Genomic DNA, 24,560 nt, shown 5'->3' on the forward strand with positions numbered 1-24,560 from the left:
GATTTCCTCTCCAGGCGTTTTGCTCCAATCACCAGAGTAGGAACATGTTCTTTATCATAATCAAATAAAAAGCTCCCCTCAGGAAAAGAAGGGAGCCGCAATAAAAATTATACTACGTAACGTTCTGCTTCAATTACAACATCTGCTGCTTCACGTTTTTTCGCAATCACGTTGATTGGAGTGTGGCGAGTAAACTTGCGAAGGGAAGTGAGCATCATACGCAGGGTATCACCCTGTTCAATCGCAACAAGCGTTTCTCTTGCATGCTGTTCGATTTCATTAAAGGCTTCTTGACAGAAGATTTGAGTGTAAAGAAGCTTTTGCTTATTCTTTTCTAAGCCGTCTTTTGCAATCGCTTTTTCAGTACGTAAAACAACTGATTCCATCGCATAAACCTGTGAAGCAATATCCGCGATATTTGATAAGATTTCTTGCTCTTTTTCAAGCGCTTTGCCAAATTTTTGCGCTGCTAATCCTGCAGCTAATAGGCCAATTTTCTTCGCGTTTTTCACAAGATATTTTTCCTGTGCAAGCGGCTCATCGCCTGGCTCTTCCGGCATTAACATCATTAATTCCTCTTGAAGCGCCATTGCTTTTTGGAATAATGGAAGCTCGCCTTTAAAGGCCTTTTTCAAGAAGGTTCCTGGCACTAATAGGCGGTTGATTTCGTTTGTTCCTTCAAAAATACGGTTAATACGGGCATCACGATAGGCTCTTTCAATCGGATATTCCTGCATGAAGCCATATCCGCCGTGAATTTGTACGCCTTCATCTACTACGTAAGAAAGCACTTCACTGGCAAAGAATTTATTTACAGAACACTCGATTGCATATTCTGCGATGGAACCAGCAACCTTTTTAATGTCCTTCGCTTCTTCAGTTGATAGCTGGCCTTGATTGTTTTCATACAACCCAATTGTGCGGTAAACGGAGCTTTCAGCCGCATAAATTTTAGAAGCCATAGTGCCAAACTTTTCTTTTGTTAAATTAAATTGGGCAATTGGAGTCTTAAATTGCTTACGGCCATTTGCATATTTAACAGTCATTTCAAATGCCTTCTTAGAGCCGCCAACGCCGCCGACTGCTAACTTGTAACGGCCGATGTTTAAGATATTAAACGCAATGACGTGGCCCTTTCCATAATCGCCTAATAAGTTTTCTACTGGGACTGCTACATCTTCTAAAATAAGGGTACGAGTGGAAGAAGCCTTAATACCCATTTTCTTTTCTTCAGCGCCTGTTGAAACACCAGGGAAATCTCGTTCAACAATAAAGGCAGTGAAATGTTCGCCGTCAATTTTTGCATAAACTACGAAAACATCTGCAAAACCAGCATTGGTGATCCATTGCTTTTCACCGTTAAGGATATAGTGAGTACCGGCAGCATTTAATTTTGCCGTTGTTCTGGCACCAAGGGCGTCAGAACCTGAGCCTGGCTCAGTCAATGCATAGGCTGCAATTTTTTCACCAGAGGCAAGGGCAGGTAAATATTTTTTCTTTTGTTCGTCATTACCGAATAACACGATTGGCAGGGAACCAATTCCCACGTGCGCTCCATAAGAAAGGGAGAAGCCGCCAGCGCCGGACATTTTTTCGGTAATAACAGATGAAGTAATTTTATCTAAACCTAAGCCTTCAAACTCCTCTGGAACGTCTACCGCTAAAAGGCCAAGATCGCCCATTTTCTTTAATAACTTAACCGTACGATCAAATTCATGATTTTCTAAATGCTCGATTTGCGGTGCCACTTCTTTTTCAACAAAGTCTGCAGCTGTCTGCCCAATCATTAAATGCTCTTCTGTAAAATCTTCCGGTGTAAAAATATCCTCATATGAAAGATCTTCAATTAAAAAGCTTCCGCCTTTTACGATTTTTTTAGTTTCAGTCATAAAAATTCCTCCTAAATGATTTTTAGAGGGGGCTACACTCTCGAAACCCCCTTGACCGTATTACAATAATTCAAATACTCCGGCAGCACCCATACCGCCGCCGATACACATGGTTACAACACCAAATTGTTCGTTACGGCGCTTTAACTCATGTATCAGGCTCAATGTTAACTTCGCTCCTGTACACCCTAGCGGATGTCCAAGGGCAATTGCCCCGCCATTTACGTTTACTTTTTCTTCATCAAGTCCTAGTTCGCGGATTACTTGAAGAGATTGCGAAGCAAAGGCTTCGTTCAATTCGAATAGATTAATATCTGATAGCTCTAAGCCAGCTAACTTTAGGGCTTTAGGGATCGCTACAACAGGCCCGACACCCATAATTTCCGGCGGAACACCGCCTACGGCGAACGAACGGAATTTTGCTAATGGCTTAAGACCAAGCGCTTCTGCTTTCTCACGGTCCATTACCATAACAGCCGCTGCACCGTCACTTGTTTGTGAGGCATTGCCAGCAGTAACAGAACCTGTAACAGCAAATGCCGGGCGCAGCTTCGCAAGTGTTTCTAAATTTGTATCTGGACGAACACCTTCGTCTTGTGAAAATTGGATTGTCTTTTCAACCAGCTTATTGTCTTTTCCCACTGAGCGAATAGTGACATCCACTGGTACGATTTCATCAACGAATTTTCCTTCTGCAATGGCTTTGGCTGCACGCTGATGACTTCTAACCGCAAAGGCGTCTTGATCCTCGCGTGTAATTCCATACTTTTGTGCTACCTGTTCAGCCGTATGACCCATTCCCATATAGTACTGAGGAGCTGTTTCCGCCAGTTTGATATTTGGACGAACAACATGACCCATCATTGGAATCATACTCATCGATTCCGCTCCGCCAGCGATGGCTGTGTCGGTGTGGCCAAGCATTATTCCCTGTGCTGCATAGGCAATTGCCTGTAATCCTGAAGAACAGAAACGATTCACTGTAATGGCAGGAACTGTGTAAGGAAGTCCTGCCAAGGCCCCGATATTGCGGGCCATGTTATTTCCTTGCTCTGCTTCAGGCATCGCACAGCCAATAATTAAATCATCTATATTGCCTTCATAATTTCCGGCACGCTTTAAGGTTTCTTTAACAACTAACGCTCCCAAATCATCAGGACGAACTTGGGCAAGTGTTCCTTTCTTTGACTTACCGACCGGTGTCCTTGCTCCGGCAACGATTACCGCTTCTCTCATGGAAGTTCCCTCACTTTCTCTCAATCTATTAGTTTAGTTGCGTAATGGTTTTCCCTTCACAAGCATATGCTGCATGCGCTGCTGTGTTTTTGGTTCTCTGATTAAGCTTAAGAAAGCTTTTCTTTCTAAATCTAATAGATATTGCTCATCGACTTCTGTTCCGAATGGCACTTTGCCTCCGGCGATGACATAAGCAATCTTCTTGGCAATTTTTAGATCATGCTCGGAAATAAAGCCGGATAAACGCATGGCTTCAGCACCAAGCAGAAGTGTCGCATAACCGGTTTCACCGACGACTGGAACCTTGCGGCGCACCTTTGGCTTATAGCCTTTTTCATGTAATGCCAATACGGCTTGTTTTGCATCATATAGCAGATGGTCACCATTGAAGCTGATTCCATCAGCAAAGTTTAAGAAATTATTATCGCGTGCCTCTTCTGCGGAAGTAGATACTTTCGCGGTCGCGATGCTTTCAAAAACTTTATTGGCCACGTTTTGCAGGTCGAATTGTACTCCATTTGGCAGGCTTTCTAAGTGCTTAATATAAAGCTCCTTGTTACCGCCTCCGCCTGGAAGCAAGCCTACTCCAACCTCAACAAGTCCCATATACGTTTCAGAGGATGCTTGAATGTGCGCTGCAGGCAGGCAAACCTCTGCACCTCCGCCTAACGTCATGCCAAATGGTGCCGCAACCACCGGCTTAGAGCTGTATTTTACTTTTAAAAGTCCGTTATGAAGATGTCGCACGACCATATCCAGCTCCAGAATATTGTCATCCTGGGCTTCCATCAGCATCATTGCTAGGTTGGCACCGACACAGAAATTCTTTCCTTGGTTCCCGATGACAAGACCTTTGTAATTTTTCTCGACTTCATCGACAGCGAAATTAATCATTTGTACGATATCAAGTCCTATTGCATTATTTGGTGAATGGAATTCAAGTAGAGCAACTCCATCTCCAATATCAATTAAGCTCGCGCCGCCATTCTTTTTAATAACACCTTTTTGCTTTTTAATTTTCATAAGGTCGATCGCCTTCGGATTAAACTCCACTGATTGGTATTCACCTTTGTGATAGAAGTAAAGCTCGCCGTTTTCTTCTTTATAGAAGGAGGTATGACCCTTTTCTAGCATTTCGGTAACCCATGCTGGAACTTCAATGCCTTCTTCTTTCATCTTTTGAACAGATTTTTCGACGCCAATTGCATCCCAGTTTTCAAAAGGGCCCTTTTCCCAGCCGAAGCCCCATTTCATCGCACGGTCAATGGCTACGATATCATCGGCGATTTCCCCTAAGAGCTGTGCTGAGTATATTAATGAATGTTTAGTTGTATTCCATAAAAATTGGCCGGCACGATCATTGGCGTAAACAAGCGCTTTCAATTTATTCGCTGTGCCTTTTTCCTGCTTTGAAAGCTCTACGGATGGTGTAGAAAGCTTTTTGCGTGGACCGTACTCCAGCGTATTTGGATCCAATTCTAAGATTTCTTTGCCTTTTTTCAAATAGAATCCTTGTCCGGATTTGCTTCCAAGCCAGCCTTTTTCAACCATCGCTTTCATAAAAGCAGGTACTTCAAAAACTTCCTTTTCTTCCCCCTGGACACTATCGTAGACATTGTTTGCTACATGATAGAAGGTATCTAGTCCGACTACATCAAGGGTGCGGAAGGTAGCACTTTTCGCACGTCCAATTAATGGTCCAGTGATAGAATCGATTTCTCCGACACTATAGCCGCCCTTTAACATTTCTCTAACTGTAATAAGGAGACCGTACGTACCGATGCGGTTGCCGATAAAGTTAGGCGTATCTTTGGCCACTACTACACCTTTTCCTAAAACATCCTCACCAAAGGTTTTCATGAATGAGAGGACTTCTGTATCTGTGAATTGCGTTGGGATAATTTCTAACAATTTTAAATAACGAGGCGGGTTAAAGAAGTGTGTTCCAAGGAAGTGTTTCTTAAAATCGTCGGAACGTCCTTCAACCATTGCTTCCACTGAAATACCGGAAGTGTTTGAGCTTACGATACTGCCAGGCTTACGGAATTGGTCTACTTGCTCAAAAACCTGTTTTTTCACATTCAAGTTTTCAACAACCACTTCGATTACCCAGTCAACGTCTTTCAATTTGACTAAATCGTCTTCAAGGTTTCCTGCTTCAATAAGAGTTAGATTCTTTTTAGCAGTCAGCGGTGCAGGTTTTTGCTTCAATAATTTTTGAATGTTTGCTGCCGCGATACGATTACGTACCTGCTGGTCAGCTAAAGTTAATCCCTTTGCTGCTTCATCTTTCGTTAGTTCACGTGGGACGATATCCAATAATAGGGTTGGTATTCCTATGTTTGCAAGATGCGCCGCAATTCCTGATCCCATAACTCCAGATCCTAAGACGGCTGCTTTTTTAATAAGTTGGTTCAACATTGTCTCCCCCTTCAACATTTTGAATGAATACTCATTCATTTTTTTCTCAAAAAAAATCACATTTGAATTAGTTCTGTTATTATTTAATATAAAAGATTTTGAAAATTTGTGCAATCCATAAACGTGGAAAATTTAATTTTTTTTGAAAAATAAATTTTTTCAACACTTTTGATAAATTTTACTGTGAGGGGAAATCTATTTTTGAGGTGATTTTCCATGGCAAAAATGAAGAAAAATCCTTCCAAAGCAGGTGTCAGTGCAGCCAGCGTAAAAGGCAATGGCGGACCAGGCAATGAGGATCCAGGCTTCAACAAAACCAATAGCCAGAATAACCAATATAAACGGTAATTAGAAAAGCGAAAGCGCCTTGCCCAGGGGCGACAAGCATAAGACGAGCCGGCGGGAAGTTTGCTTTTTAACCTTCACGGCGGATCGGCTGTAGACCAGCGAGCCCCTAGGCGCTGTAGCTAGACAAAAACAGGCTGAACCACTCAGCCTGTTTTCATTTCTCTGCAGAATTCCGGTGCTCCTCATTCATCTTTTTAATCTCATTAATAATTTGCTTCATTTCTTCCTTTGCTTCCGGGTACAATTCATTCCAGTGCTTGGCCAAAGCTGGCATCGATTTGGCGATGTGAGTGTACAGCGCCCAAGCCTTCACCTTTTCTTTCGTCTCTTCAGCCGCTTCCCCTACTAATAATTCACTATATTTCTCAAGCAAGGCTTCGAATTGTTGAACAAATACTTTCTCCATCCTGACACCTTCCATCTTTGGTGATTTGCAAACATGGACATGTTTTGCAGCGTTTGCCAGCTGCTAATTGATAAGAGAAACAACAGGTTTTCCTCATTCTTACATTATCGATTTTTTCGGCATAGTATTTTTGCAAAGGATTTCCTTTATAGCGTCCAAACAAGGCGCCTTCTGCTTCAAAGATTAAATAGCGGAAATCGCTTTGTACACTGCTATTTTTACTGTCCTTTAGCTCTGATTCGTAAAGCCAAAATATGTAAACAGCAATATTTTCCCACAAGATTAACTTAGAAATTCCAAAAGTTTTTTCTAATTTATCAATGATTGGGAAAATATTTTTGGCAAATAGCTCGTTTATTATGTCCTTTCGCCACTCCGCGCGGGCGTTCCCATTCCAATCCTGTTCCTTTTCATCCATTAATAAAAAGGAAGGAAGCCAATCGTTTCCCTTTTCAGGCGACTCCATTTCTATATTACTCAATGAGACATTGATTTTTTTATTCCACACTGACATCGCATAAAGGGAGAGGACGGCCACAAAAGCATATCTTTTAATAAAAATGGAGGCTGCAGCTTTTTCATTCGGTGCACCGATAGAATCGGCTAAGTTAGCGATGAACAGCTTTAAATATTGTTCCTCCAATAAATCAGCGACATTAAATGAATTTTTTAAATTAGCTGCCAGTCTATATTTTTGGAGACCGGTCTTTGTCAGAAGTTTAGCCATTGATCGCTACCGCCTTCTCTAGAATGCATCTTCCCTTCCCATAAGGAATGCAAAGAGGTGTGCCGAATAATGGATCTGTCGTTACCTCACAATCCATATCAAAAACATTTTTTACAAGACTGCAATTGATGACATGCTCTGGTTTTCCTTGTGCGTAAACTTCTTGATCTTTAATTGCAACAATGTTATGGGCATAACGGCAGGCGAGGTTGAGGTCATGCAGGACCATAACAACGGTCCGATTCTTCATTTCGTTTAATTCAAATAGTAAATCGAGAATTTCGATTTGATGGGTCATATCCAAGTAAGTCGTTGGCTCATCCAATAAAATAATATCGGTATCTTGAGCCAAAGTCATTGCAATCCAGGCGCGCTGCCTTTGACCTCCGGATAGAGAGTCTACAGGTCTTTCTTTCAAATGCTCTAATCGAGTAGCCTTCAAGGCGTCGTTTACTTTTTTCTCATCTTCTTCTGACCATTGCTTTAACCAGGATTGATGCGGATATCGTCCCTGCTTGACGAGCTGGAGGACCGTTAAGCCTTCAGGTGCTGTAGGTGACTGTGGCAAAATGGCCATTTTTTTCGCAATGTCTTTTGTGGAAAGTTTGGCAATCGCCTTCCCTTCCAGCAAAACTGCCCCTGACTTTGGCTTCAGCAGCCGGGCGATTGAACGAAGCAGCGTTGATTTCCCGCAGCCGTTTGCTCCGATAAAAACGGTTATTTCACCCTTTGGAATTTGCAGATTCAGCTCATTAATAATCAGCGTTTCCCCATAAGAAAGTGATAATTCTTTCGTTTCAATCGCATTCATCATCTCTGACAGCTCCTTTACTTGTCTAGCTTTAGGCGCCATCGGTTCGGGTCATAAGCCAATCGTCAAGAAGGTTAAAAAACAACCTTCATGCCGGCTCGTCTTATGCCTGTCACCGATAGGCAGGCGCCTTCCGCTTTTCTAGGCATTTCTAGTTTTAAATAGTAAGTATATAAAATAAGGTGCACCTATTCCGGCGGTGAAAACTCCAGCCGGTACTTCTAATGGTGAAAACATTGTCCGTCCGATTAAATCAGCAATCATTACCAGGATTCCTCCGAGAAGGGCTGAGGTTGGAAGCTGCGCCCCAAAGGAGGATCCAACTAATCTCCGTGCCATATGAGGTGCCATTAGTCCGACAAAACCGATGCCGCCAGCAAAGGCAACCGAACTTCCAATTAAGGCAGTGCTGATCATCAGGAGTAAAAATCGCTGTTTTTGGACCTTGCCGCCCAAACCAGTTGCCACCTCGTCGCCTAGCTCTTGGATATTGATCGTTCTTGCGGCTGCAAAGGCTATAATCAGGAAGACTACAGTCCAAGGTACGAGTGTTGCAACGTTTTTCCAATTCGAGCCGTAAACCGTTCCAGTAATCCAAATGTTTGCCTGGCTTGCCTGATAAATCGGCCCCATTACCATCGTTAAGGTCGTTAACGCTTGTGTTAACGTTGAGATTCCAATTCCAATCAGCACCAGTCTGATTGGAGAAACCCCATTTTTCCAAGCTAGCAAATAAACCAAGAAGGCAACAGCGCCAGCCCCAATAAAGGCAGCTAAAGGCAGCCAGGCAATGCTGACGGTAAGGGAATGATTTTTATCGCTAAAGAGTGCGAGGAAACTTACTACGGCAAATGCTGCCCCGCCAGTAATCCCGAGCACATCCGGGGAGGCGAGCGGATTGCGGATCATCCCTTGTAAAATGCTTCCGGCTACCGCTAACGAGATGCCTACCATTAGCGCAATAATAATCCTTGGCAGGCGAAAGGATTGAATGACGAGCGTTTCCATTTCTGGTCCCGCACCGAATAATACCTTTACAACGGTAAGCGGATTAATCTTCATTTCTCCAGCGCCGGTACTGATGATAAAAACAGCAGCGGTAATGATGAAAAGTACAAGAAAAATGATGGCTGCTTTTCGATCCAGTAAAAAGGACATTCGATTATTAAAAAAGCGGAAGTTTTTATATTTACTCATCGTGCATTGAACCCCCTTCTCGCGATGTAAATGAAGAATGGAGTTCCGATAATGGCCGTCATGACTCCGACAGGAACCTCGGACGGCATTAAAATATATCGTGCAGCAATATCTGCAGCTAGCAATAGAATCGCGCCCAAAATTCCGGCAAATGGAATCACCCAGCGATGATTAATGCCAATAATTGATCTGGTAATATGGGGAACCACAATTCCGACAAAGCCAATCGGCCCTGCCACAGCAACGGATCCGCCCGCTAATAAAATAACCAAGATACCAATTGCTATTTTTACAAAACCGGTATTTAACCCGAGTCCCTTCGCAACATCTTCCCCCATGGCGAGGATATTCATTTTTCCAGCAATCAATAACGAGCCCAGCCAGCCAATTCCAATGTATGGCAGCACGGAAGCCAGTGTTTCCAATTTTCGCCCTGAGACTGAGCCTGCCAGCCAAAACAGCACCTGATCAAGCATGGCTTCATCCAGAACTAAAATACCTTGTGTTAAGGAGGAGAACATTGCTGATATCGCCGCGCCTGCCAGGGTCAGCTTCATCGGTGTTAATCCTTCCCGGCCAAAGGAACCTATCGCATAAACGCTAATGGACGCTATGGCTGCCCCCAAAAAAGCAAGACCGCTGAAAGCTGTCAGACTGTTAACAGAAAATAAGGTCATAGCGACAACCACAGCAAAGCCGGCTCCGGCATTAATGCCAAAGATTCCAGGCGATGCCAAGGGATTTTTCGTTAATGTTTGCATGAGGACGCCTGCAATCGCAAGGCTTGCCCCGACGGCGGATGCAATTAATGCACGTGGAAGTCTTACCGTTTGAATAATAATATGTTCATTGGACCCATTGTTATGGGTAAAGGCGTCAACCGCTGTCCGCCAGCTTGTATCGGTATAGCCATATACGATACTTGCACAGATGAAAGCAAGCATCAGCAGGATGACGAACAATAATCCAATCCATTTTGAAAAAGTACTTTTTAACAACATTTCGGGTAAACCTTTCTATTAGGTTATTAATTTAAGTTTATCTCTAATTGATAATGATTGTCAATTAAATATGAGAATGATTTTCAATAAAGTTGTTGACAGATGGTTGTGGCACATTTTATGATAAGAATGTAGTTGAAAATGATTATCATTCACAGTTGACTAAGGGGGCTACATACTAATATGAAAAAAACGATACTTACCCTTTTTTCTGTCCTGGCTATTTTCCTATTAGCCGCTTGCGGAAGCACGGCCGAAAAAACGGACGAGAAGAAAGCAGAACCGAAAAAAACAGAGGAAAAACCATATACGGTTGAGCATGCAATGGGCTCGACAACGATTAAAGGCACTCCAAAAAGAGTGGTTATCTTAACAAATGAAGGAACCGAAGCATTGCTGGCACTAGGTGTGAAACCAGTTGGCGCGGTACAATCCTGGCTCGGTGATCCGTGGTACGACCATATTAAAAAGGATATGGACGGCGTTGAAGTTGTTGGGACAGAGAGTGAAGTCAATATTGAAAAAATCGCTACTTTAAAGCCTGATTTAATCATCGGCAACAAACTTCGTCTTGAAAAGGTATATGACCAGCTAAGTGCAATTGCCCCTACCGTTTTTTCCGAAACGCTTAGAGGCGATTGGAAGGAAAACTTTAAGCTGTACTCTAAGGCATTAAATCTTGAGGATAAAGGAAACCAAGTTCTAGCGGATTATGATAAGCATGTTGCTGAGGTAAAAGAAAAACTTGGCGATAAAGTAAATCAACAAATTTCTGTAGTCCGTTTTATGGCTGGAAAATCCCGCATTTATTACACTGATTCTTTTTCAGGTGTTATTTTTGATCAATTAGGCTTTAAGCGTGCAGCCCAGCAGGTAGCTCTATTTACTCCAGAAAATAAGCTTGGTAAGCTCGCGGTTGAGGTTGGCAAGGAAGTGATTCCTAAAATGGATGCGGATCAGCTATTCTACTTCACCTATGCGCCTAACGGTGATCAAAAAGCCTTGGATACTGCAAAAGAATGGACAAACGATCCGCTTTGGAAAAATTTAAACGCTGTTAAAAACGGAAATGTCCACGAGGTAAGTGATGCGATTTGGAACACTGCCGGCGGCGTGCTTGCAGCAAACCTTATGCTGGATGATCTTGAAAAGATTATGACAAAGTAAGAAAAATAGTTAGTAAAAAACCTTCCCATATGGAAAGAGCGAGGCTTGCCATGGCCTTGCTCTTTTTTGTTATGTTTTTCAGCAGAATGGAACCGGAATTCCGTCTGACTTGGTTTTTATTCCGCGAACTTTTGAATTAATTCCGCGAAAACCCCATTTTATTCCGCCAAACCCATTTGCAGCCACAAAAAAAAGAGCGAACACAGTCGCCCTTTTCAAAACAATATTATGCCGTTGTCGAAAACATATATTTTTTATAATGATATCGTATTGAGAAAATTAAGCCGAGCCCGAGCATGTTCCCCATTAAGGCACTGCCGCCGTAGCTGATGAACGGAAGCGGGATACCGGTGATTGGCAGTACACCAATCGTCATGCCGATATTTTGGAAAACGTGGAAGGTAATCATGCTGATGACACCGACACAAATATACGTGTAAAAATTATTCTTTGTTTCCATGCCAACCTTCGTAATATGGTAAATCAAAAGGAAAAACAAACTAATTAACACACTCGCTCCGATAAAGCCAAATTCCTCCCCAACAACGCTGAAGATAAAGTCGGTATGACTTTCCGGCAGGTAAACTTCTCGATTGCCGTAGCCTTTCCCGCCTGTTTGGCCTGAGCCAATGGCGAGCAGGGATTTTGTCAGCTGATAACCAGCGGAACTTTGAAAATTGTAAGGATCGAGCCAGGAATAAATCCTGCCAAATTGGTACTGCTTTACGCCAAGATATTTTTCCAAAATGTCCGGTTTCCAGACAACAAAATACAAAATCGTTGAAGCTATTACGGTACCAGATGAAAAAATTGGTACAAGCAGCTTCCAAGTGATGCCTGAGATAAAAATCATTCCTACTAATATCGCAATAAACACAAGCGATGTTCCTAAGTCCGGCTGTTGCATCACTAACATCAAAGGCACCATTGTCACAATGCCAAGCTTTATTAATAGCCAAAAATCAGTTTGAATCGTCTTGTTCCCCTGATTTTTTTGATGGTGATCATCGATGACACGTGAAAGAGTTAAGATAATAAATATTTTAACAAACTCCGAGGGCTGCAAAGAACCCATGGCCGGAACGATAAACCAGCTCTTCGCTCCATTAATCACCGGAGCAATGCTTGGTGGTGCGACAATTAAAAAACCCAGAAGAAATAGTCCAAAACCATAGGCATACCAGGTCAGTTTTCGAAGCTGGTCGGAATCCAGCGTCATCACCGCAGCGATGATCCCGCCGCCGACGGCGTACCATACCATCTGCTTAATTAAAAAATTCTCTTTGTATTGTCCGCTCGCTTGGGCGCTATAAATAGAAATACAGCTTGCCAAAAACAATAATAAAAGAATAAAAACAAGATTATAATCAAGTTTTGAAGTTGTGTTTTTATTGGAAGTCACGAGTAAGTCTCCACCTTAATAAGAACTTGTACATTCCTCCATTATATTTTTTTCAAGCTTAAATCACAACTTCTAACCATTGAATGGATTTATTTACAAAAATAAATTCGTTTCAACTCTTCAGCCATCCACTCTAAATTATTCGGCACCTGCGGCAGGCCATATCCAATAAACAATGGCGTCGTCACAAAACGCGGAACCACCTTGGCGTAAATTTTTCCATCAAGATGATGAAAAAACACATTATAGCTGCTGGCCTTAAAGGGAAAATGGTTGAGAATATAATGAACCGCGCTTTGCAAATACTCCGCAAATCTTTCCTGATAACACGAATCCGCCATTTCGATATTAAATTCATAAAAACCGACGCGGGGTTGCGTGGACAGAATCAGCCTGGCCCCTTCCCCTTCATCAATCATAATCCCTTGAAACATCTCATGACTTGCTTTTTCTTTATAATCCAGATCATGGAGTCCAATGATTTGCATATGGGGATGAGCGATCGTGCCGCCGGATAAAGGACCATGATTTTTGAAAAAAATAACCGAACGATATTCTCCGGTTTCCTCCATCTCTAACCAATGCTTGATGCCGAACTTTATCAATCTATGTAAATGCTCTTTGGAATAGGTTGATAATTCAGCATGGCAATCGTCTGTTTCAATTAACACTGTTTGATAGGCATTTTCTAAAACGGGATATTTATTTTTCAATAGAATGATTGGGCCGTCCACTGCAATCAGGCCGGTCAGCTGGTCCCTGTCACAAAAAGGGCAGGCCTGCGCTTTGTTGCGGATACTTTCAGGCTTTTTGACACCGATTGAAGTATTAAAATGCAGATGTTTATTTTCCAAACGTGTATCTCCTCTCGGAAGGGCTTTACTCCTATTTTATGGGATAAGACAAACAAATTGCACATATTTTGATTGTGTTTTTAATTGACCATCTTGGCAAATTAATCCTAAAATAGAAGAGAATTTCAATAACTAGTCGGACATATCTTTTAATAGTACAAGTTATTTTTAGAATGTGAGGGAATATATGTTAACAAAATTAGAAGCGCTGATACTTGGAATTATCCAGGGGTTAACAGAATTTTTGCCAATCAGTAGTACAGGACATCTCTATTTAGGAAGAAATTTATTTGGCTTACAGGAAGCAGGTCTTTTGCTCGATACGATGCTTCATGTCGGCACCTTGCTTGCTGTCTTTATTTTTTATAAGGATGAATTTATTAAAATCATCAAAAAACCGTTCAGCAAACTAACGTTTTTGCTTATTGTCGGAACGATTCCTGCCGTTATCTTTGGACTTGCTTTTAAGGATTTTATTGATGAAATCTCGAAAACAGGAGTGACGATTGGCTGGGAATTTTTAATTACTGGTATTTTCCTATGGCTCGCTGATTCAGTGAAAAATGGCCATAAAAAAATGGACGACATCAGCTATAAGGATGCATTGATCATTGGAACTTTTCAGGCGGTTGCGATTATGCCTGCGATATCTCGTTCGGGGATGACAATCGTTGCAGCCTTGTGGCGAAAATTGGACCGAGAAACAGCCGCCTATTTCTCCTTCCTATTATCAACACCAGCCATCGCAGGAGCCATTGTCTTGCAAACAAAGGATCTGCTCGGCGGTGCAGGGGAAGAAATCTCATTATCTGCCCTGCTTGTTGGGATTATCTCTTCTGCCCTCTTCGGCTATGTTGCGGTTAGATGGATGATTGGCTACTTAAAGAAGCATTCCTTAAAGCCATTTGCTATCTATGTTTGGGCTTTGGGATTAATTGTTCTATTTTTCCAATTCACGGGTAAGTTCTAATAAAATAATGCGACTCCCAGAGCCGCATTTTTTTATTGTTTAACGTGCAGTTCAGCCATTTTTCTGGCGGCTTCTGCTGCTTGTTCTTTAGCTTTTGCCATAATCTCAGGAACTTTTTTTGGAAAATGATCCATCCCTTCTGCAATGACCGTATCCAAGCTCTCAAAGCCTAGGAATTCGAATACCTTTTTTAAGTAACGATCGCCCATTTCAAATTCCACCATCGGTCCAGTAGAGTAAATGCCGCCGCGTGTTTGAATATGGATGGCCTTTCTTCCTGTGAGAAGCCCTTTTGCCCCGTGATCTGTGTAGGTGAAAGTTTTTCCAGCGATAAATAAACAATCCATAAATGCCTTGACAATCGCCGGTGCTCCGAAGTTCCAAATCGGAGTCACAAACACATAATAATCCGCCTCAATAAATCGGTCAGCCAGGGCGTGCATTTTTTCGATTTTCGTCCGTTCCGCTTCCGATAGCTGTTCTTTTGTATAGCCCATAAAAGATAATTTCGCCCGTGCATATAACAAATCCATATCAATAACAGGGATGTCCATATCATATAAATGCCAGCGTTCAATTTCCACATCAGGCTGTGCCTTTTTGAATTCTTCTAAAAATACTTCCCCAATCTGCATTCCTTTAGAAAGTTTTATATCAATTTTCGGATTTGCCGTAATATATAAAAGCTTTTCCATTCGCTCCCATCCTCCAGCCACAATTTTAATTTCTACTACTATACTACAACAAACTTCTTTGCTCACAATTGAACAATAAGTGAAGTTTGTGAATTTTATATGAATCTCATCCCAACTACTTTGGGTGATCTCCCCCCTGTTGATTGGAGCGGAAATCAACAGGCCAGTTTGCAGAGACAACCACTTCATAAAAAATTGCGGAGAAAAATTACTTTTCTCGACAATCTGTGCAGTTCCATTTGGGACTGCTCTTTTTATTTGCTTTAAAAAATTGGGGAGAATAAAATAAGTTTGAGTTACATAAAGGGGGAGTTTTTTTGAAATATGCAATCATTACGGGAGCATCAAAGGGATTAGGAGAGGCTATTGCCAAACGGCTGATTCAGGAACAAATCGCGGTTGTTTCTGTTTCGCGCTCTGAAAATAAGGAAATTAAAAAGCTGGCATTGGAAAAAGGTCTTTTCTATCAGCATTATTCTTGTAACCTTGCATTAGAAGAAGAAGTCCAAGAAGTATTTATGGAAATTGCCCATTGTATTTTTCAAAAGAATCCAACAGAAATCTTTGTTTTTAACAATGCAGGTGTAATTGAGCCCATCCATACGGTTGGCCACCTCAATCAAGCGCCAGTCATTCGGAACATTCAAATCAACTTGATTGCCCCTATTCTGATTACGAATTTGTTTTTAAGTAAAGCGCAGCTTACGGAAACGCTAGTCCAAATCATCAATGTAACTTCCGGTGCCGCAGTCAGATTGATTGAAGGCTGGAGTGTGTATGGCAGTTCCAAAGCAGGGCTGAATATGTTCACACAAACGGCTGCCCTGGAACAAGCGGAATTAAATTCGAATCATAAAATTATCGCCTTTAGCCCTGGGATGATGGAAACGAAAATGCAGGAAACCATTCGTGCATCTACTAAGGATGCATTTAGGGACCTTGAGCAATTTAAAGACTATAAAGAAAAGAACCTGTTATTAAAACCCGCTATTGTAGCAAATGCTTTAATTGAATTCATTCTTAGCGGAAATGTCGAAAGCGGAAAAGTATATCATATCAAGGATTTATTAAAATAGGACACTGCCACTGCAACGGCCTATTCTTCTTGCGGAAACCAAAGGATTATGCTCGTTCCTTTATTTAATTTGCTTTTTACTTTAATGACTCCTTTATGGGCATCCATTAAAGCTTTAACAATTGATAAACCAATTCCTACTCCGCCCGTTTTCCGATCACGTGATTTATCGCCGCGATAAAAGCGCTCGAAAATATGAGGGATATCGTCTTCGGCCATACCTGAACCCTCATCTTGTATTTTAAAACCAACAAAGCCTTCCATTTCGGTTTCGACGGAGATGGTGACATTTTTTCCTTCCGGCGTATATTTTAAGGCATTGTTGAGGACGTTAGAAAGAATTTGCATCAAGCGGTCCTTGTCTGCTTCGAACAATTCCTCTTGGCCATGTTCTTCAATATGAAGCTGGACTCCCTTTTCTTTAAACAAGGGCATAAACATTTCCCATAACGCTGCCAGCACACTGCCAGCATCTAATTCTATTTGATCAAGCCTGATTTGCGGATTTTCAGCTGCGAGCAATTTTTCTAGTTCATTCACAAGTCTTACTAAGCGCATCAGTTCTTCATGACTGGTCGCAAGGCGCTCACGTGTCGGCTCCCAGATTCCGTCCTGAAAAGCCTCAATTTGACTTCTTAAGGTAGCGAGCGGTGTACGCAATTCATGAGCAAGATCACCAGTAAACTGCTTCCGTAGCATCTCTTCCTTAGCCAAAGACTCAGCCAAATTATTGAACGATATCGCGATTTGCTTTACCTCTGCGGGTAAACCTAATAAGGGAATGCGAATGTTCAAGTTATGCTGCTGCAATTCCCCCGCTGCAAATGAAAGCTTCTTTAAGCCTGAGGTTAATTTTTTTGAAAAAAGCATGCTGAAGATAATCGCGAGAATGATTGTTAAACAGACGGCTGCCAGAATGTATAATTGAATCGTTTGGATAAAGGTATATTCATCGTCAATAAGGCCTTCCGGGTAGATGGCAACCAGCTTGCCGATAATGGCATTGTCGACTTTCAGGGTATAGGTTTTGGAGTGCCACTCCTCTCCGTCCGGCGTCGGTTCTGTTAAACCTAAGCTATTCAGCATGCCGCGAATGTTCGAAGAATCCATTTGCAACTGCCCAAAACGGTCATACAATTGAAAATAAAGCTGATCGGTCATCGCATTCTCGTGTAAGAGTCCAAAGACCGGATTGCTTGTAAAATGGCCATTTTTGCGATAATCCTTCTCAATTTCCGTGATAATTCTATCAATCTTTTTTTCGCGGTTTCGGTCTAAATAGCTGTGAAAGCTTTCTTCAAAACCATATTGGATAAAAAAGCTGACGATTAAGATCCCGATCATCGAGATGAGTACTAGGTAAAAAAGAATTTTAGACCGGAGTGTTTGCAACATCGAGCACACCTCCAAATTTATAGCCCATGCCAAAGACCGTTACGATAAAATCTGGCTGCCTTGAATCTAGTTCAATTTTTTTACGAAGATTTTTAATATGAGTGTCGACGCTGCGCTCGTAGCCCTCATAATATATGCCTTCATCCTGGATTTTTTCTAATAAGTCCATTCTGCTGTATACTCGTCCTGGGTTCACCGCCATATTGGTTAGTAGTTTATATTCAATCTTCGTTAGGGTTACATATTGTCCATTTACGGTTACTTCTTTTTTATCCAGGTCAATCGCTAGTTTTTTCCCATTGAATTCAAGAGGCTCTACTTTTTCTGTCTTTTTCGCACGTCTTAAAATGGCTTGAACACGAACGACGACTTCCCTTGGGCTGAATGGTTTTGTTAAATAGTCGTCTGCACCTATTACAATCCCGTTAATGCGGTCATCCTCGGCCGATTTGGCGGTCAGCATAAGAATCGGTACATCGGAATCTTTTCTAACGAGACGGCATACCTCTTCACCGGAAATGTCAGGAAGCATTAAATCTAGTATGATTAAATCAGGTTTGATAGTTTTGACTTTTTTTAAGGCGTCGATGCCATTATCGGCACTATGTATTTCATAGCCTTCTCTTTCTAGGTAAGCTTCGAGAACTTCTATGATTCTACGTTCATCGTCGACTAATAATATTCTCATTATTATCACTCCCCATATCTTAACTATATCATCATAGGTCTGTGATTTTTGTAACTTCACAAATTCACCACAAGTTCTTCATAACATCTTCAATTTTTCCCGCTAAGATGTAAGTGTAGTGAAGGAAGAGGAGATTCATTGAGGACCCCCAGTTTTTAATGATCCCCTCTTTGATGGAGTAATTTGTTGAAAAACTCTTACTCATCCCAAATTTAACCTCTCTTTTTATATATCAGGGTGTCCCGGCTGCGGGATGCCCCATTTTTTTGAATTTAAGAAAATGGTTACAAATTGAGGGTTTTTCATGACTAAACATGTAGTATTCTTAGGTTATGAGGAGATGTTTTCCATGAATAAAATTTCTTTTAAAATAGGATTGCTTTTCTTTGTCGCTATTTTTCTATTAGAAAGTATTTCGATGTTTTTCTTACACGATAATATCATTCATTCCCGGGTTCATGATGAGTTGTCGGCTCTTCAAACTCGGGGCAATAATCATCGCGAAATTCTCGAGGCTTCCTTCCAAGAAGAAACAATCAGGCATATTGCGATGATGGAGGCGCGGACTGATACCCAGGTCATCCTTACAACACCAGATGATGGCATTTATATGTCGTCAAATAAAGTGACGAATGAAATGAAGAAAATCTTAAAGGGAACGCCAAGAAGTGTGCCTCACGATGGTTTAATCTTAGAAGATGACTGGAAGCACGCAACCTATATTGCCTCTATTAGCCCAGTAGTAATAGATAATAAGGTTAATGGTTATGTATATATGTTCCAAAGTACGCAAAAAATTAAGGATTTAATTTCTGGGTTAAACAGGCACTTTTTGCTTGCAGGTCTGCTTTCCCTTCTATTTATGATGATTATCATTGTCTTTTTGACAAGGGCTGTTACGGATCCACTTATTAAGATGAGTGATGCGACGAAGCGGATCAGTAAAGGGGATTTCTCCGTTTCCCTCCCAAAGCTTGGGAAGGACGAAATTGGCGAGCTCGGTGAATCGATAAAGGTTCTGGCCAGTGATTTAGAAGTATTAAAAAATGAACGAAATGAGTTTTTGGCGAGTATCTCACATGAACTGCGGACTCCGTTGACGTACATAAAGGGATATGCAGATATTGCTCGACGTGCCGATCCTGCTTCTCCGGATCGGGATAACTTTTTAGGGATTATTTTTGAAGAATCCGTTAAGCTATCAAAGCTCGTGAAGGAATTATTTGATTTAGCGAAAATGGATGAAAATAATTTCTCGATTGAAAAAGAAGAGGTGCATTTACTTCCATATTTTCAGAGCATTATTGAAAAAGTTTTGCCTGCGCTTAAAGAAAATCAAATGGAACTTGTCTTGTCGTGTCAGTCTGAGCTCTCCGGAGTAATTGATCCGATTCGATTTGAGCAGGTTATTCTCAATCTGCTGGATAATGCGCGGAAATATTCGGAGCCGAATACCAAAATCATTGTTGGTGCAGATACAGTCGATGGCAAGCTTCAAGTAATCGTTCATGATGAAGGAAAGGGTATTCCTGAAATGGATTTGGCTCGCATTTTTGAGCGGTTCTATCGAGTGGATAAATCTCGTACTAGGGCTCTCGGTGGTACTGGCCTTGGGCTTTCTATTGTGAAACAGCTAGTGGAGGCCCATGGAGGAACAATTGAAGTCTTCAGTAGTTTGGGTGTGGGAACGACATTTAAGATTATCCTATGAAGAAGGGAGGCTGATTTACCTTAACGAGGAATTTTGGTCTTCTTCGGGCAATGAAATGACGTTTCATTTACCTTAACAATGAAATTTCGGCTTCTTCGGGCAATGAAATGGCGTTTCATTTACCTTGACAATGAAATTCCGGCTTCCTCGGGCAATGAAAAGGCGTTTCATTTACCTTAACAATGAATTTCCGGCTTTCTCGGGCAATGAAATGACCTTTCATTTACGTTAACAATGAATTTCCGGCTTTCTCGGGCAATGAAGACATCTAGAAAAAGACATCAGGCAAGCCTGATGTCTTTTATAATCTTTTATTTGTGGATCCAAACTGCACCAGCAGTGTTGTCTTTTGCTTCGCCGACAACTTGAACCTTAATTGGATACTGTGAAGGAACTTTAACTCCGGCATCAGGAATCACATTGTTAATGTATGACTTAGTAGAATCAAATTCAGTAACGCCTGGAAGGCCTTTGTAATCATAGATTCCGCGAGTTGGTGAATCCGCATACCATGCAGGTGACTTGTCTAATGAGAAGGCAGCATCTGCAACTTGGTAGCGAGTTGTTTGCGCGATGGAGTCTACACCGTTTAATTTAAATACAAGCGCTTCAGGGTGAGAGTCGACTACACTTAGGAAGCCTTCACCTGGGTGAACGCCGCCCGAGTTATCAGTGAATGTATCATCTCCATACCAAACTACTAAACCAGTATTATATTTTGAACCGCGAGAGAATTGTAGCGCTGTATCAGAACCAGCGTAGTTTCTCCACTCTAGGTAGTAGTAATGTGGCTTTTGAATCCAGCCATCAGATACTTCGAAACCATCTAGAGTTACTTTAGGCGTACCTTCTGCATCATCAGAGAATTTAACTTGTCCATCTACTGTTAATGAAAGGTTGTCAATTGCGAAACCATTTGGAGCAAGACCGCCGTCTGTAACATAATTAAATACTAGTTTTACTTTCTTACCAGAGAATTGGCTTAAATCAATGGACTTATCTTCCCACTTGCCTTGAGAAGTTTCATATCCGCTGCCAGCAGTGTTATCGTTACCAATGACGTCAAGTGATACAGGATCTTTAACACCTTCAACTACAGCATCTACATATAGATAGTCATAATCGAACTCAACTTGGTAAAATTGCTTGTAATCAAATTGTGCATTTGTAGCACCAGTTAGATCAAATACTGGAGTTTCTAGTACAGTATTTAGGTCATCACCTTTAGTACTATAATAGTATTTTGTGCCAAATTCAGGTGCTATGCCAGGAACTTTCTTGGCAGGAAGATTTACTTTCACGATACCTGGGTTATTGGATTTTGTAACACTCTGATCGATAACAGTAGAAAGACCATTTTTATCGATATCCTCGTAGTTTACTTCCGAAATATTGGCCCATTTGCCGCCGATTGTTTTTTGATAGAATTCCTTGACTTGTGGTGAAAAGCTTGGCGGCTGCGTACCAGCAATATCGCCGCTCCAGCTTCCGCCGCTCATGATTGACCATTGAGCAACTGAATCGCCATTGCCTGTATATTGAGTGTCATACTCATCCGGAGCGCCTAAGTCATGGCCAAATTCGTGTGCAAATACGCCGACTGCTCCGTCTTCTGGCTCGATTGTGTAGTCATATGCAGCCATTTTACCGCCCCAGTAATTTACAGCCGCTGTAGTGTCCGCTACTGGATAAACACCATTTAATGTCCAACGGTGTGACCAGATCGCATCATCTCCAACTACTCCGCCGCCAGCTTCCTGGCCGACACCTGCATGAAGAACCATTAAGTGGTCAACTAGACCGTCTGGCTCATTTCGATTTCCATCACCATCTAGATCATATTGGTCGAATTTATCATAATCTGCTAAATTAATTCCAGACGCCACAGCTGCATTAAGTGCATCCTTTACAAGGCCGCGAGCCCCCTTTGTTCCAGGAGCATTATCATGGCCGCCCTCTGGATTGTCACCGCCATACTCAGCAGCATTTCCCGGTACTGTCAGCCAATCGGACACCGTACCGTCAACAGTGTAACTTCCTCCTGATTGCTCTTCATAATATTGTTTGAACGTTTTAATCTTTTCTCCATTGAAAAGAGTGAAATCCTGATCGCCAAACAGCATTTTTTCATAATGCTCTTTGTTGAAGTCATTTGCGTACATATAGCCTGGTTCTTGTTTTACAGTATTGTGCTTTAAGTCAGCATATTCAACTAAAAGTACTAGTACTTTGTCTTCACGGACAGTTCCGTTATAGGCTGATTGTTTAGCAGAATCAACTTTAACTTCGCCCGTCGGCTTTCCTTTTTTGAAATTTTCATGGTCTTTATCAAGTTGCTGCGCAAGCTTGTCCTTCTGCTTGGTTACGAAATCTTTTGCTTTTTTATCAAAAGCTAACTGCTCTTGTGTAAGAGCTTTATCCGTTTTGCCGGGCTTTTCACCCTTCTTCTTTTCTATGTAAGCTTTAACAGCTTTTTCTACCTCTTCCTTGCTGGCATTTTTTGAAATGAGTCCTCTTTGCTGCAATGCCTTTGCAAGCCTGTCCTGATCCACCACATTCAAATCGATTGGTGCAGATTCTGCAGTTGATACAGTTTTGGCTAAAACGGGAGATGCTTTTGTACCAGCGACCGTACCGGCGAATAATGTCGTCGCTACTAATGTCGAAGCTGCGATGCTAGAAAAAACTTTCAAGCCACTTTTCTTTCTCATATATGTAACCTCCTAATATATTAGACTCATCATCTATTTTTTTTGAGTCTGACTTGAATTCTAGCAGTTGGAAATAATATTGTAAATATTTCAAAAATAGGGATAATTCAATCTCCTTTAGGATATTAGCAATATAAAGTAATCATTTAATTTTTAAAATATAGGTAAATAATACTAAAATAATTCAAAACATCAGGTGCATTGAACTAAAAACTAGGTTTTAGTATAGGTAAAATATTCCTTCGTGTTCCGAAATTTTAATTCTATTTACCTATGAATTTTTTTGAAAAAATAACAAAAAAATCCTTATCACAGTGGATAAGGATTTTTGTTGGTTATGCGTCTTTTTTCTTGATTTCATCAGTCAGTTCATCGATGCTTTTCCGGACGTTCCCTTTTCCGGAGTAGTTTTCAATCAGTTCTTTTACATCAATACCGCTTGATGCCTTTAATGACTCTTGCAGGCTTGCCATCAGGTTGGTCGCATAGCTGGTGATTTTGCCCGCGCCGCCGTCCGTGCCGGAACCGCCGCCAGTGTCAACAACAGTAATTTTATCAATATTGGATAACGGGCTTGCCACTTGTTTCGCGTATTCAGGCAGCATTTTGATGACCATGTCGAGGATCGCTGCTTGACCAAATTGCTCGAAGGCTTCAGCGATTTTTTCCTTCGCTTCTGCTTCGGCCAAACCTTTTAAGCGGATAATCTCTGCTTCGGTTGAACCCTGTGCCTTTTGAGCCTCAGCCTTCGCTAAACCATCCAGTCGGATTCGCTCAGCTTCCGCTTTTGCCATCGCTTCTATGCGATATTTATTTGCTTCTGCTTCAGCGATTTCCCTGGCTTTGTTTGCGGCCGCAGATTGCTCAACGGAATAGCGGTCAGCATCAGCCTTTTTCTTAACTTCGGAATCGTACTGGCGCTCGCGGCGCAGAATTTCCTTTTCTTCCAATTCAATTTGCTTTTGTCTCTCGATGATCTTGATTTGCATTTCCTGTTCGGTGACATCCTGCTTCGCTCTTGCACTTTCTAGGTCGTACGCCTGGTCAGCACGGGCCTTAGCAATATCCTGCTCGCGGCGGAATTCTGCAATTTTCAGCTGATTGATTTTTTCAGCTTCAGCAATTTCCGTTGCCCGCTCCAATTCATTACGCTTCGCTTCTTTCGCCGCTTCCGCTTTTTTAATGCGAGTTTCTTTCTCTGCTTCTGCGGTGGCGATATCGGCATCCCGCTTCACCTGGGCAATCCGCGGCTTACCGAGCGACTCCAGGTAGCCATTTTTGTCACGAACGTCCTTGATCGTAAAAGAGACAATGATCAGGCCCATTTTTGCCAGGTCCTGAGAGGCAACACGTTGGACCTCCTGGGAAAATTTATCGCGATTTTTATAGATTTCTTCCACTGTCATGGAGCCGAGAATCGAACGGAGATGGCCCTCTAAAACTTCTCTAGCTTCATTTTCACGGTCTTCCTTCGGCTTGCCGAGAAACTGCTCAGCAGCTGTCGCAATCTCACTGATCGAACCGCCGATTTTAATTATGGCAACACCGTCAGCCATGACTGGTACCCCCTGCTCGGTATATACCTCAGGTGTGGTAACTTCTAGTTTACTAGATAACAAACTTAGTGGCTTTGCCTGTTGGAAGACTGGTAAAATAAAGCTGCCTCCGCCTCGGATGATTTTTACTTTATTGCCCGATTCGTCCACGTGAACATTCCCGCTTCCAAGAAAGCTTCCTGTTACGATTAGTGCCTCATCTGGCCCCGCAGTTCGGTACTTTGTAATAAAGACACCGATTAACGCTAGGAAAATAAGGACAACAATTCCTACAATAATCCATACAAATCCGAATTCCAT

Annotated in this window: 20 protein-coding genes; 5 read left to right on the forward strand and 15 right to left on the reverse strand. The window is 41.9% G+C overall.

Annotation, left to right across the window (positions count from 1 at the left end; translation table 11 throughout):
- Positions 1-107: 107 nt before the first annotated feature.
- The 3 genes from ACIFOT_RS14295 to ACIFOT_RS14305 are packed head-to-tail and all read right to left on the reverse strand — an operon-like array spanning position 108 to position 5,546.
- On the reverse strand, positions 108-1,889 hold the full coding sequence (locus ACIFOT_RS14295) for an acyl-CoA dehydrogenase family protein (protein ID WP_430065578.1): 1,782 nt from the start codon (positions 1,887-1,889) through the stop codon (positions 108-110).
- A 60-nt stretch (positions 1,890-1,949) separates the two neighbouring features.
- Positions 1,950-3,125 carry an acetyl-CoA C-acetyltransferase gene (locus ACIFOT_RS14300; protein ID WP_430065580.1) on the reverse strand — a complete coding sequence of 392 codons (1,176 nt, stop codon included), beginning with the start codon at positions 3,123-3,125 and terminating at the stop codon, positions 1,950-1,952.
- 33 nt (positions 3,126-3,158) lie between these two features.
- The gene (locus tag ACIFOT_RS14305; protein WP_430065582.1) at positions 3,159-5,546 is read right to left on the reverse strand and encodes a 3-hydroxyacyl-CoA dehydrogenase/enoyl-CoA hydratase family protein; all 2,388 of its coding nucleotides are present in this window, start codon (positions 5,544-5,546) and stop codon (positions 3,159-3,161) included.
- Positions 5,547-5,762: 216 nt separating this feature from the next.
- Here ACIFOT_RS14305 and ACIFOT_RS14310 point away from each other — a divergent pair, with 216 nt between their 5' ends.
- Complete coding sequence (locus ACIFOT_RS14310) at positions 5,763-5,894, forward strand: YuzL family protein (RefSeq protein ID WP_430065584.1); 132 nt, start codon at positions 5,763-5,765, stop codon at positions 5,892-5,894.
- A gap of 154 nt (positions 5,895-6,048) precedes the next feature.
- On the opposite strand, the gene ACIFOT_RS14315 is transcribed toward ACIFOT_RS14310, so the two are convergent.
- The 5 genes from ACIFOT_RS14315 to ACIFOT_RS14335 form a co-directional block, all read right to left on the reverse strand.
- On the reverse strand, positions 6,049-6,300 hold the full coding sequence (locus ACIFOT_RS14315; protein ID WP_430065586.1) for a DUF2573 family protein: 252 nt from the start codon (positions 6,298-6,300) through the stop codon (positions 6,049-6,051).
- Positions 6,260-7,027 (reverse strand): siderophore-iron reductase FhuF, encoded by a 768-nt coding sequence (fhuF, locus tag ACIFOT_RS14320; RefSeq protein ID WP_430065588.1) that lies wholly within the window; start codon positions 7,025-7,027, stop codon positions 6,260-6,262. The genes ACIFOT_RS14315 and fhuF overlap by 41 nt, the downstream gene beginning before the upstream one ends.
- Positions 7,020-7,838 (reverse strand): ABC transporter ATP-binding protein, encoded by an 819-nt coding sequence (locus ACIFOT_RS14325; RefSeq protein ID WP_430065637.1) that lies wholly within the window; start codon positions 7,836-7,838, stop codon positions 7,020-7,022. The genes fhuF and ACIFOT_RS14325 overlap by 8 nt, the downstream gene beginning before the upstream one ends.
- A gap of 141 nt (positions 7,839-7,979) precedes the next feature.
- Complete coding sequence (locus tag ACIFOT_RS14330) at positions 7,980-9,035, reverse strand: FecCD family ABC transporter permease (protein WP_430065590.1); 1,056 nt, start codon at positions 9,033-9,035, stop codon at positions 7,980-7,982.
- Positions 9,032-10,036, reverse strand: coding sequence for a FecCD family ABC transporter permease (locus tag ACIFOT_RS14335; RefSeq protein ID WP_430065592.1), 1,005 nt, complete (start codon positions 10,034-10,036; stop codon positions 9,032-9,034). Before ACIFOT_RS14335 ends, ACIFOT_RS14330 begins: the two co-directional genes overlap by 4 nt.
- Positions 10,037-10,219: 183 nt before the next feature.
- Between ACIFOT_RS14335 and ACIFOT_RS14340 the strand changes: the two genes are divergently transcribed.
- Positions 10,220-11,203 carry an ABC transporter substrate-binding protein gene (locus tag ACIFOT_RS14340; RefSeq protein ID WP_430065594.1) on the forward strand — a complete coding sequence of 328 codons (984 nt, stop codon included), beginning with the start codon at positions 10,220-10,222 and terminating at the stop codon, positions 11,201-11,203.
- 226 nt (positions 11,204-11,429) lie between these two features.
- Here ACIFOT_RS14340 and rodA read toward each other — a convergent pair whose 3' ends face one another.
- Positions 11,430-12,605, reverse strand: a complete 1,176-nt coding sequence (gene rodA, locus ACIFOT_RS14345) for a rod shape-determining protein RodA (RefSeq protein WP_430065596.1) — start codon at positions 12,603-12,605, stop codon at positions 11,430-11,432.
- 89 nt (positions 12,606-12,694) lie between these two features.
- Positions 12,695-13,459 (reverse strand): DUF4931 domain-containing protein, encoded by a 765-nt coding sequence (locus ACIFOT_RS14350; protein ID WP_430065598.1) that lies wholly within the window; start codon positions 13,457-13,459, stop codon positions 12,695-12,697.
- 187 nt (positions 13,460-13,646) lie between these two features.
- On the opposite strand from ACIFOT_RS14350, the gene ACIFOT_RS14355 reads away from it, so the two are divergent.
- Complete coding sequence (locus tag ACIFOT_RS14355; protein ID WP_430065600.1) at positions 13,647-14,429, forward strand: undecaprenyl-diphosphate phosphatase; 783 nt, start codon at positions 13,647-13,649, stop codon at positions 14,427-14,429.
- 32 nt (positions 14,430-14,461) lie between these two features.
- Here the strand turns inward: ACIFOT_RS14355 and ACIFOT_RS14360 are convergent, their stop codons facing one another.
- The gene (locus tag ACIFOT_RS14360; protein ID WP_430065602.1) at positions 14,462-15,124 is read right to left on the reverse strand and encodes an FMN-dependent NADH-azoreductase; all 663 of its coding nucleotides are present in this window, start codon (positions 15,122-15,124) and stop codon (positions 14,462-14,464) included.
- Positions 15,125-15,441: 317 nt separating this feature from the next.
- Between ACIFOT_RS14360 and ACIFOT_RS14365 the strand changes: the two genes are divergently transcribed.
- Positions 15,442-16,200: a (S)-benzoin forming benzil reductase gene (locus tag ACIFOT_RS14365; protein WP_430065604.1), complete on the forward strand. Its 759-nt coding sequence runs from the start codon at positions 15,442-15,444 to the stop codon at positions 16,198-16,200.
- A 20-nt stretch (positions 16,201-16,220) separates the two neighbouring features.
- On the opposite strand, the gene ACIFOT_RS14370 is transcribed toward ACIFOT_RS14365, so the two are convergent.
- Both ACIFOT_RS14370 and ACIFOT_RS14375 read right to left on the reverse strand, forming a co-directional pair.
- Positions 16,221-17,594 carry a sensor histidine kinase gene (locus ACIFOT_RS14370; RefSeq protein ID WP_430065606.1) on the reverse strand — a complete coding sequence of 458 codons (1,374 nt, stop codon included), beginning with the start codon at positions 17,592-17,594 and terminating at the stop codon, positions 16,221-16,223.
- Positions 17,572-18,282: a response regulator transcription factor gene (locus tag ACIFOT_RS14375; RefSeq protein ID WP_430065608.1), complete on the reverse strand. Its 711-nt coding sequence runs from the start codon at positions 18,280-18,282 to the stop codon at positions 17,572-17,574. The genes ACIFOT_RS14370 and ACIFOT_RS14375 overlap by 23 nt, the downstream gene beginning before the upstream one ends.
- A 349-nt stretch (positions 18,283-18,631) precedes the next feature.
- Between ACIFOT_RS14375 and ACIFOT_RS14380 the strand changes: the two genes are divergently transcribed.
- A complete protein-coding gene (locus tag ACIFOT_RS14380; protein ID WP_430065610.1) occupies positions 18,632-19,993 on the forward strand; it encodes a sensor histidine kinase in 1,362 nt (453 codons plus the stop codon).
- Positions 19,994-20,304: 311 nt separating this feature from the next.
- Here ACIFOT_RS14380 and ACIFOT_RS14385 read toward each other — a convergent pair whose 3' ends face one another.
- Together ACIFOT_RS14385 and ACIFOT_RS14390 are read right to left on the reverse strand one after the other, a co-directional pair.
- The gene (locus tag ACIFOT_RS14385; RefSeq protein ID WP_430065612.1) at positions 20,305-22,704 is read right to left on the reverse strand and encodes an immune inhibitor A domain-containing protein; all 2,400 of its coding nucleotides are present in this window, start codon (positions 22,702-22,704) and stop codon (positions 20,305-20,307) included.
- 335 nt (positions 22,705-23,039) lie between these two features.
- Positions 23,040-24,560: an SPFH domain-containing protein gene (locus ACIFOT_RS14390; RefSeq protein ID WP_430065614.1), complete on the reverse strand. Its 1,521-nt coding sequence runs from the start codon at positions 24,558-24,560 to the stop codon at positions 23,040-23,042.

This window comes from Neobacillus sp. NRS-1170 (assembly GCF_050468025.1).

Bases quoted from the DNA above. Each gene is read 5' to 3' on its own strand.
- ACIFOT_RS14325 (WP_430065637.1), bottom strand. From the start codon at position 7,838: ATGAATGCGATTGAAACGAAAGAATTATCACTTTCTTATGGGGAAACG.
- ACIFOT_RS14385 (WP_430065612.1), bottom strand. From the start codon at position 22,704: ATGAGAAAGAAAAGTGGCTTGAAAGTTTTTTCTAGCATCGCAGCTTCG.
- ACIFOT_RS14315 (WP_430065586.1), bottom strand. From the start codon at position 6,300: ATGGAGAAAGTATTTGTTCAACAATTCGAAGCCTTGCTTGAGAAATAT.
- ACIFOT_RS14310 (WP_430065584.1), top strand. From the start codon at position 5,763: ATGGCAAAAATGAAGAAAAATCCTTCCAAAGCAGGTGTCAGTGCAGCC.
- fhuF (WP_430065588.1), bottom strand. From the start codon at position 7,027: ATGGCTAAACTTCTGACAAAGACCGGTCTCCAAAAATATAGACTGGCA.
- ACIFOT_RS14375 (WP_430065608.1), bottom strand. From the start codon at position 18,282: ATGAGAATATTATTAGTCGACGATGAACGTAGAATCATAGAAGTTCTC.
- ACIFOT_RS14300 (WP_430065580.1), bottom strand. From the start codon at position 3,125: ATGAGAGAAGCGGTAATCGTTGCCGGAGCAAGGACACCGGTCGGTAAG.
- ACIFOT_RS14370 (WP_430065606.1), bottom strand. From the start codon at position 17,594: ATGTTGCAAACACTCCGGTCTAAAATTCTTTTTTACCTAGTACTCATC.
- ACIFOT_RS14340 (WP_430065594.1), top strand. From the start codon at position 10,220: ATGAAAAAAACGATACTTACCCTTTTTTCTGTCCTGGCTATTTTCCTA.
- ACIFOT_RS14355 (WP_430065600.1), top strand. From the start codon at position 13,647: ATGTTAACAAAATTAGAAGCGCTGATACTTGGAATTATCCAGGGGTTA.
- ACIFOT_RS14390 (WP_430065614.1), bottom strand. From the start codon at position 24,560: ATGGAATTCGGATTTGTATGGATTATTGTAGGAATTGTTGTCCTTATT.
- ACIFOT_RS14335 (WP_430065592.1), bottom strand. From the start codon at position 10,036: ATGTTGTTAAAAAGTACTTTTTCAAAATGGATTGGATTATTGTTCGTC.
- ACIFOT_RS14380 (WP_430065610.1), top strand. From the start codon at position 18,632: ATGAATAAAATTTCTTTTAAAATAGGATTGCTTTTCTTTGTCGCTATT.
- ACIFOT_RS14305 (WP_430065582.1), bottom strand. From the start codon at position 5,546: ATGTTGAACCAACTTATTAAAAAAGCAGCCGTCTTAGGATCTGGAGTT.
- ACIFOT_RS14295 (WP_430065578.1), bottom strand. From the start codon at position 1,889: ATGACTGAAACTAAAAAAATCGTAAAAGGCGGAAGCTTTTTAATTGAA.
- ACIFOT_RS14330 (WP_430065590.1), bottom strand. From the start codon at position 9,035: ATGAGTAAATATAAAAACTTCCGCTTTTTTAATAATCGAATGTCCTTT.
- ACIFOT_RS14360 (WP_430065602.1), bottom strand. From the start codon at position 15,124: ATGGAAAAGCTTTTATATATTACGGCAAATCCGAAAATTGATATAAAA.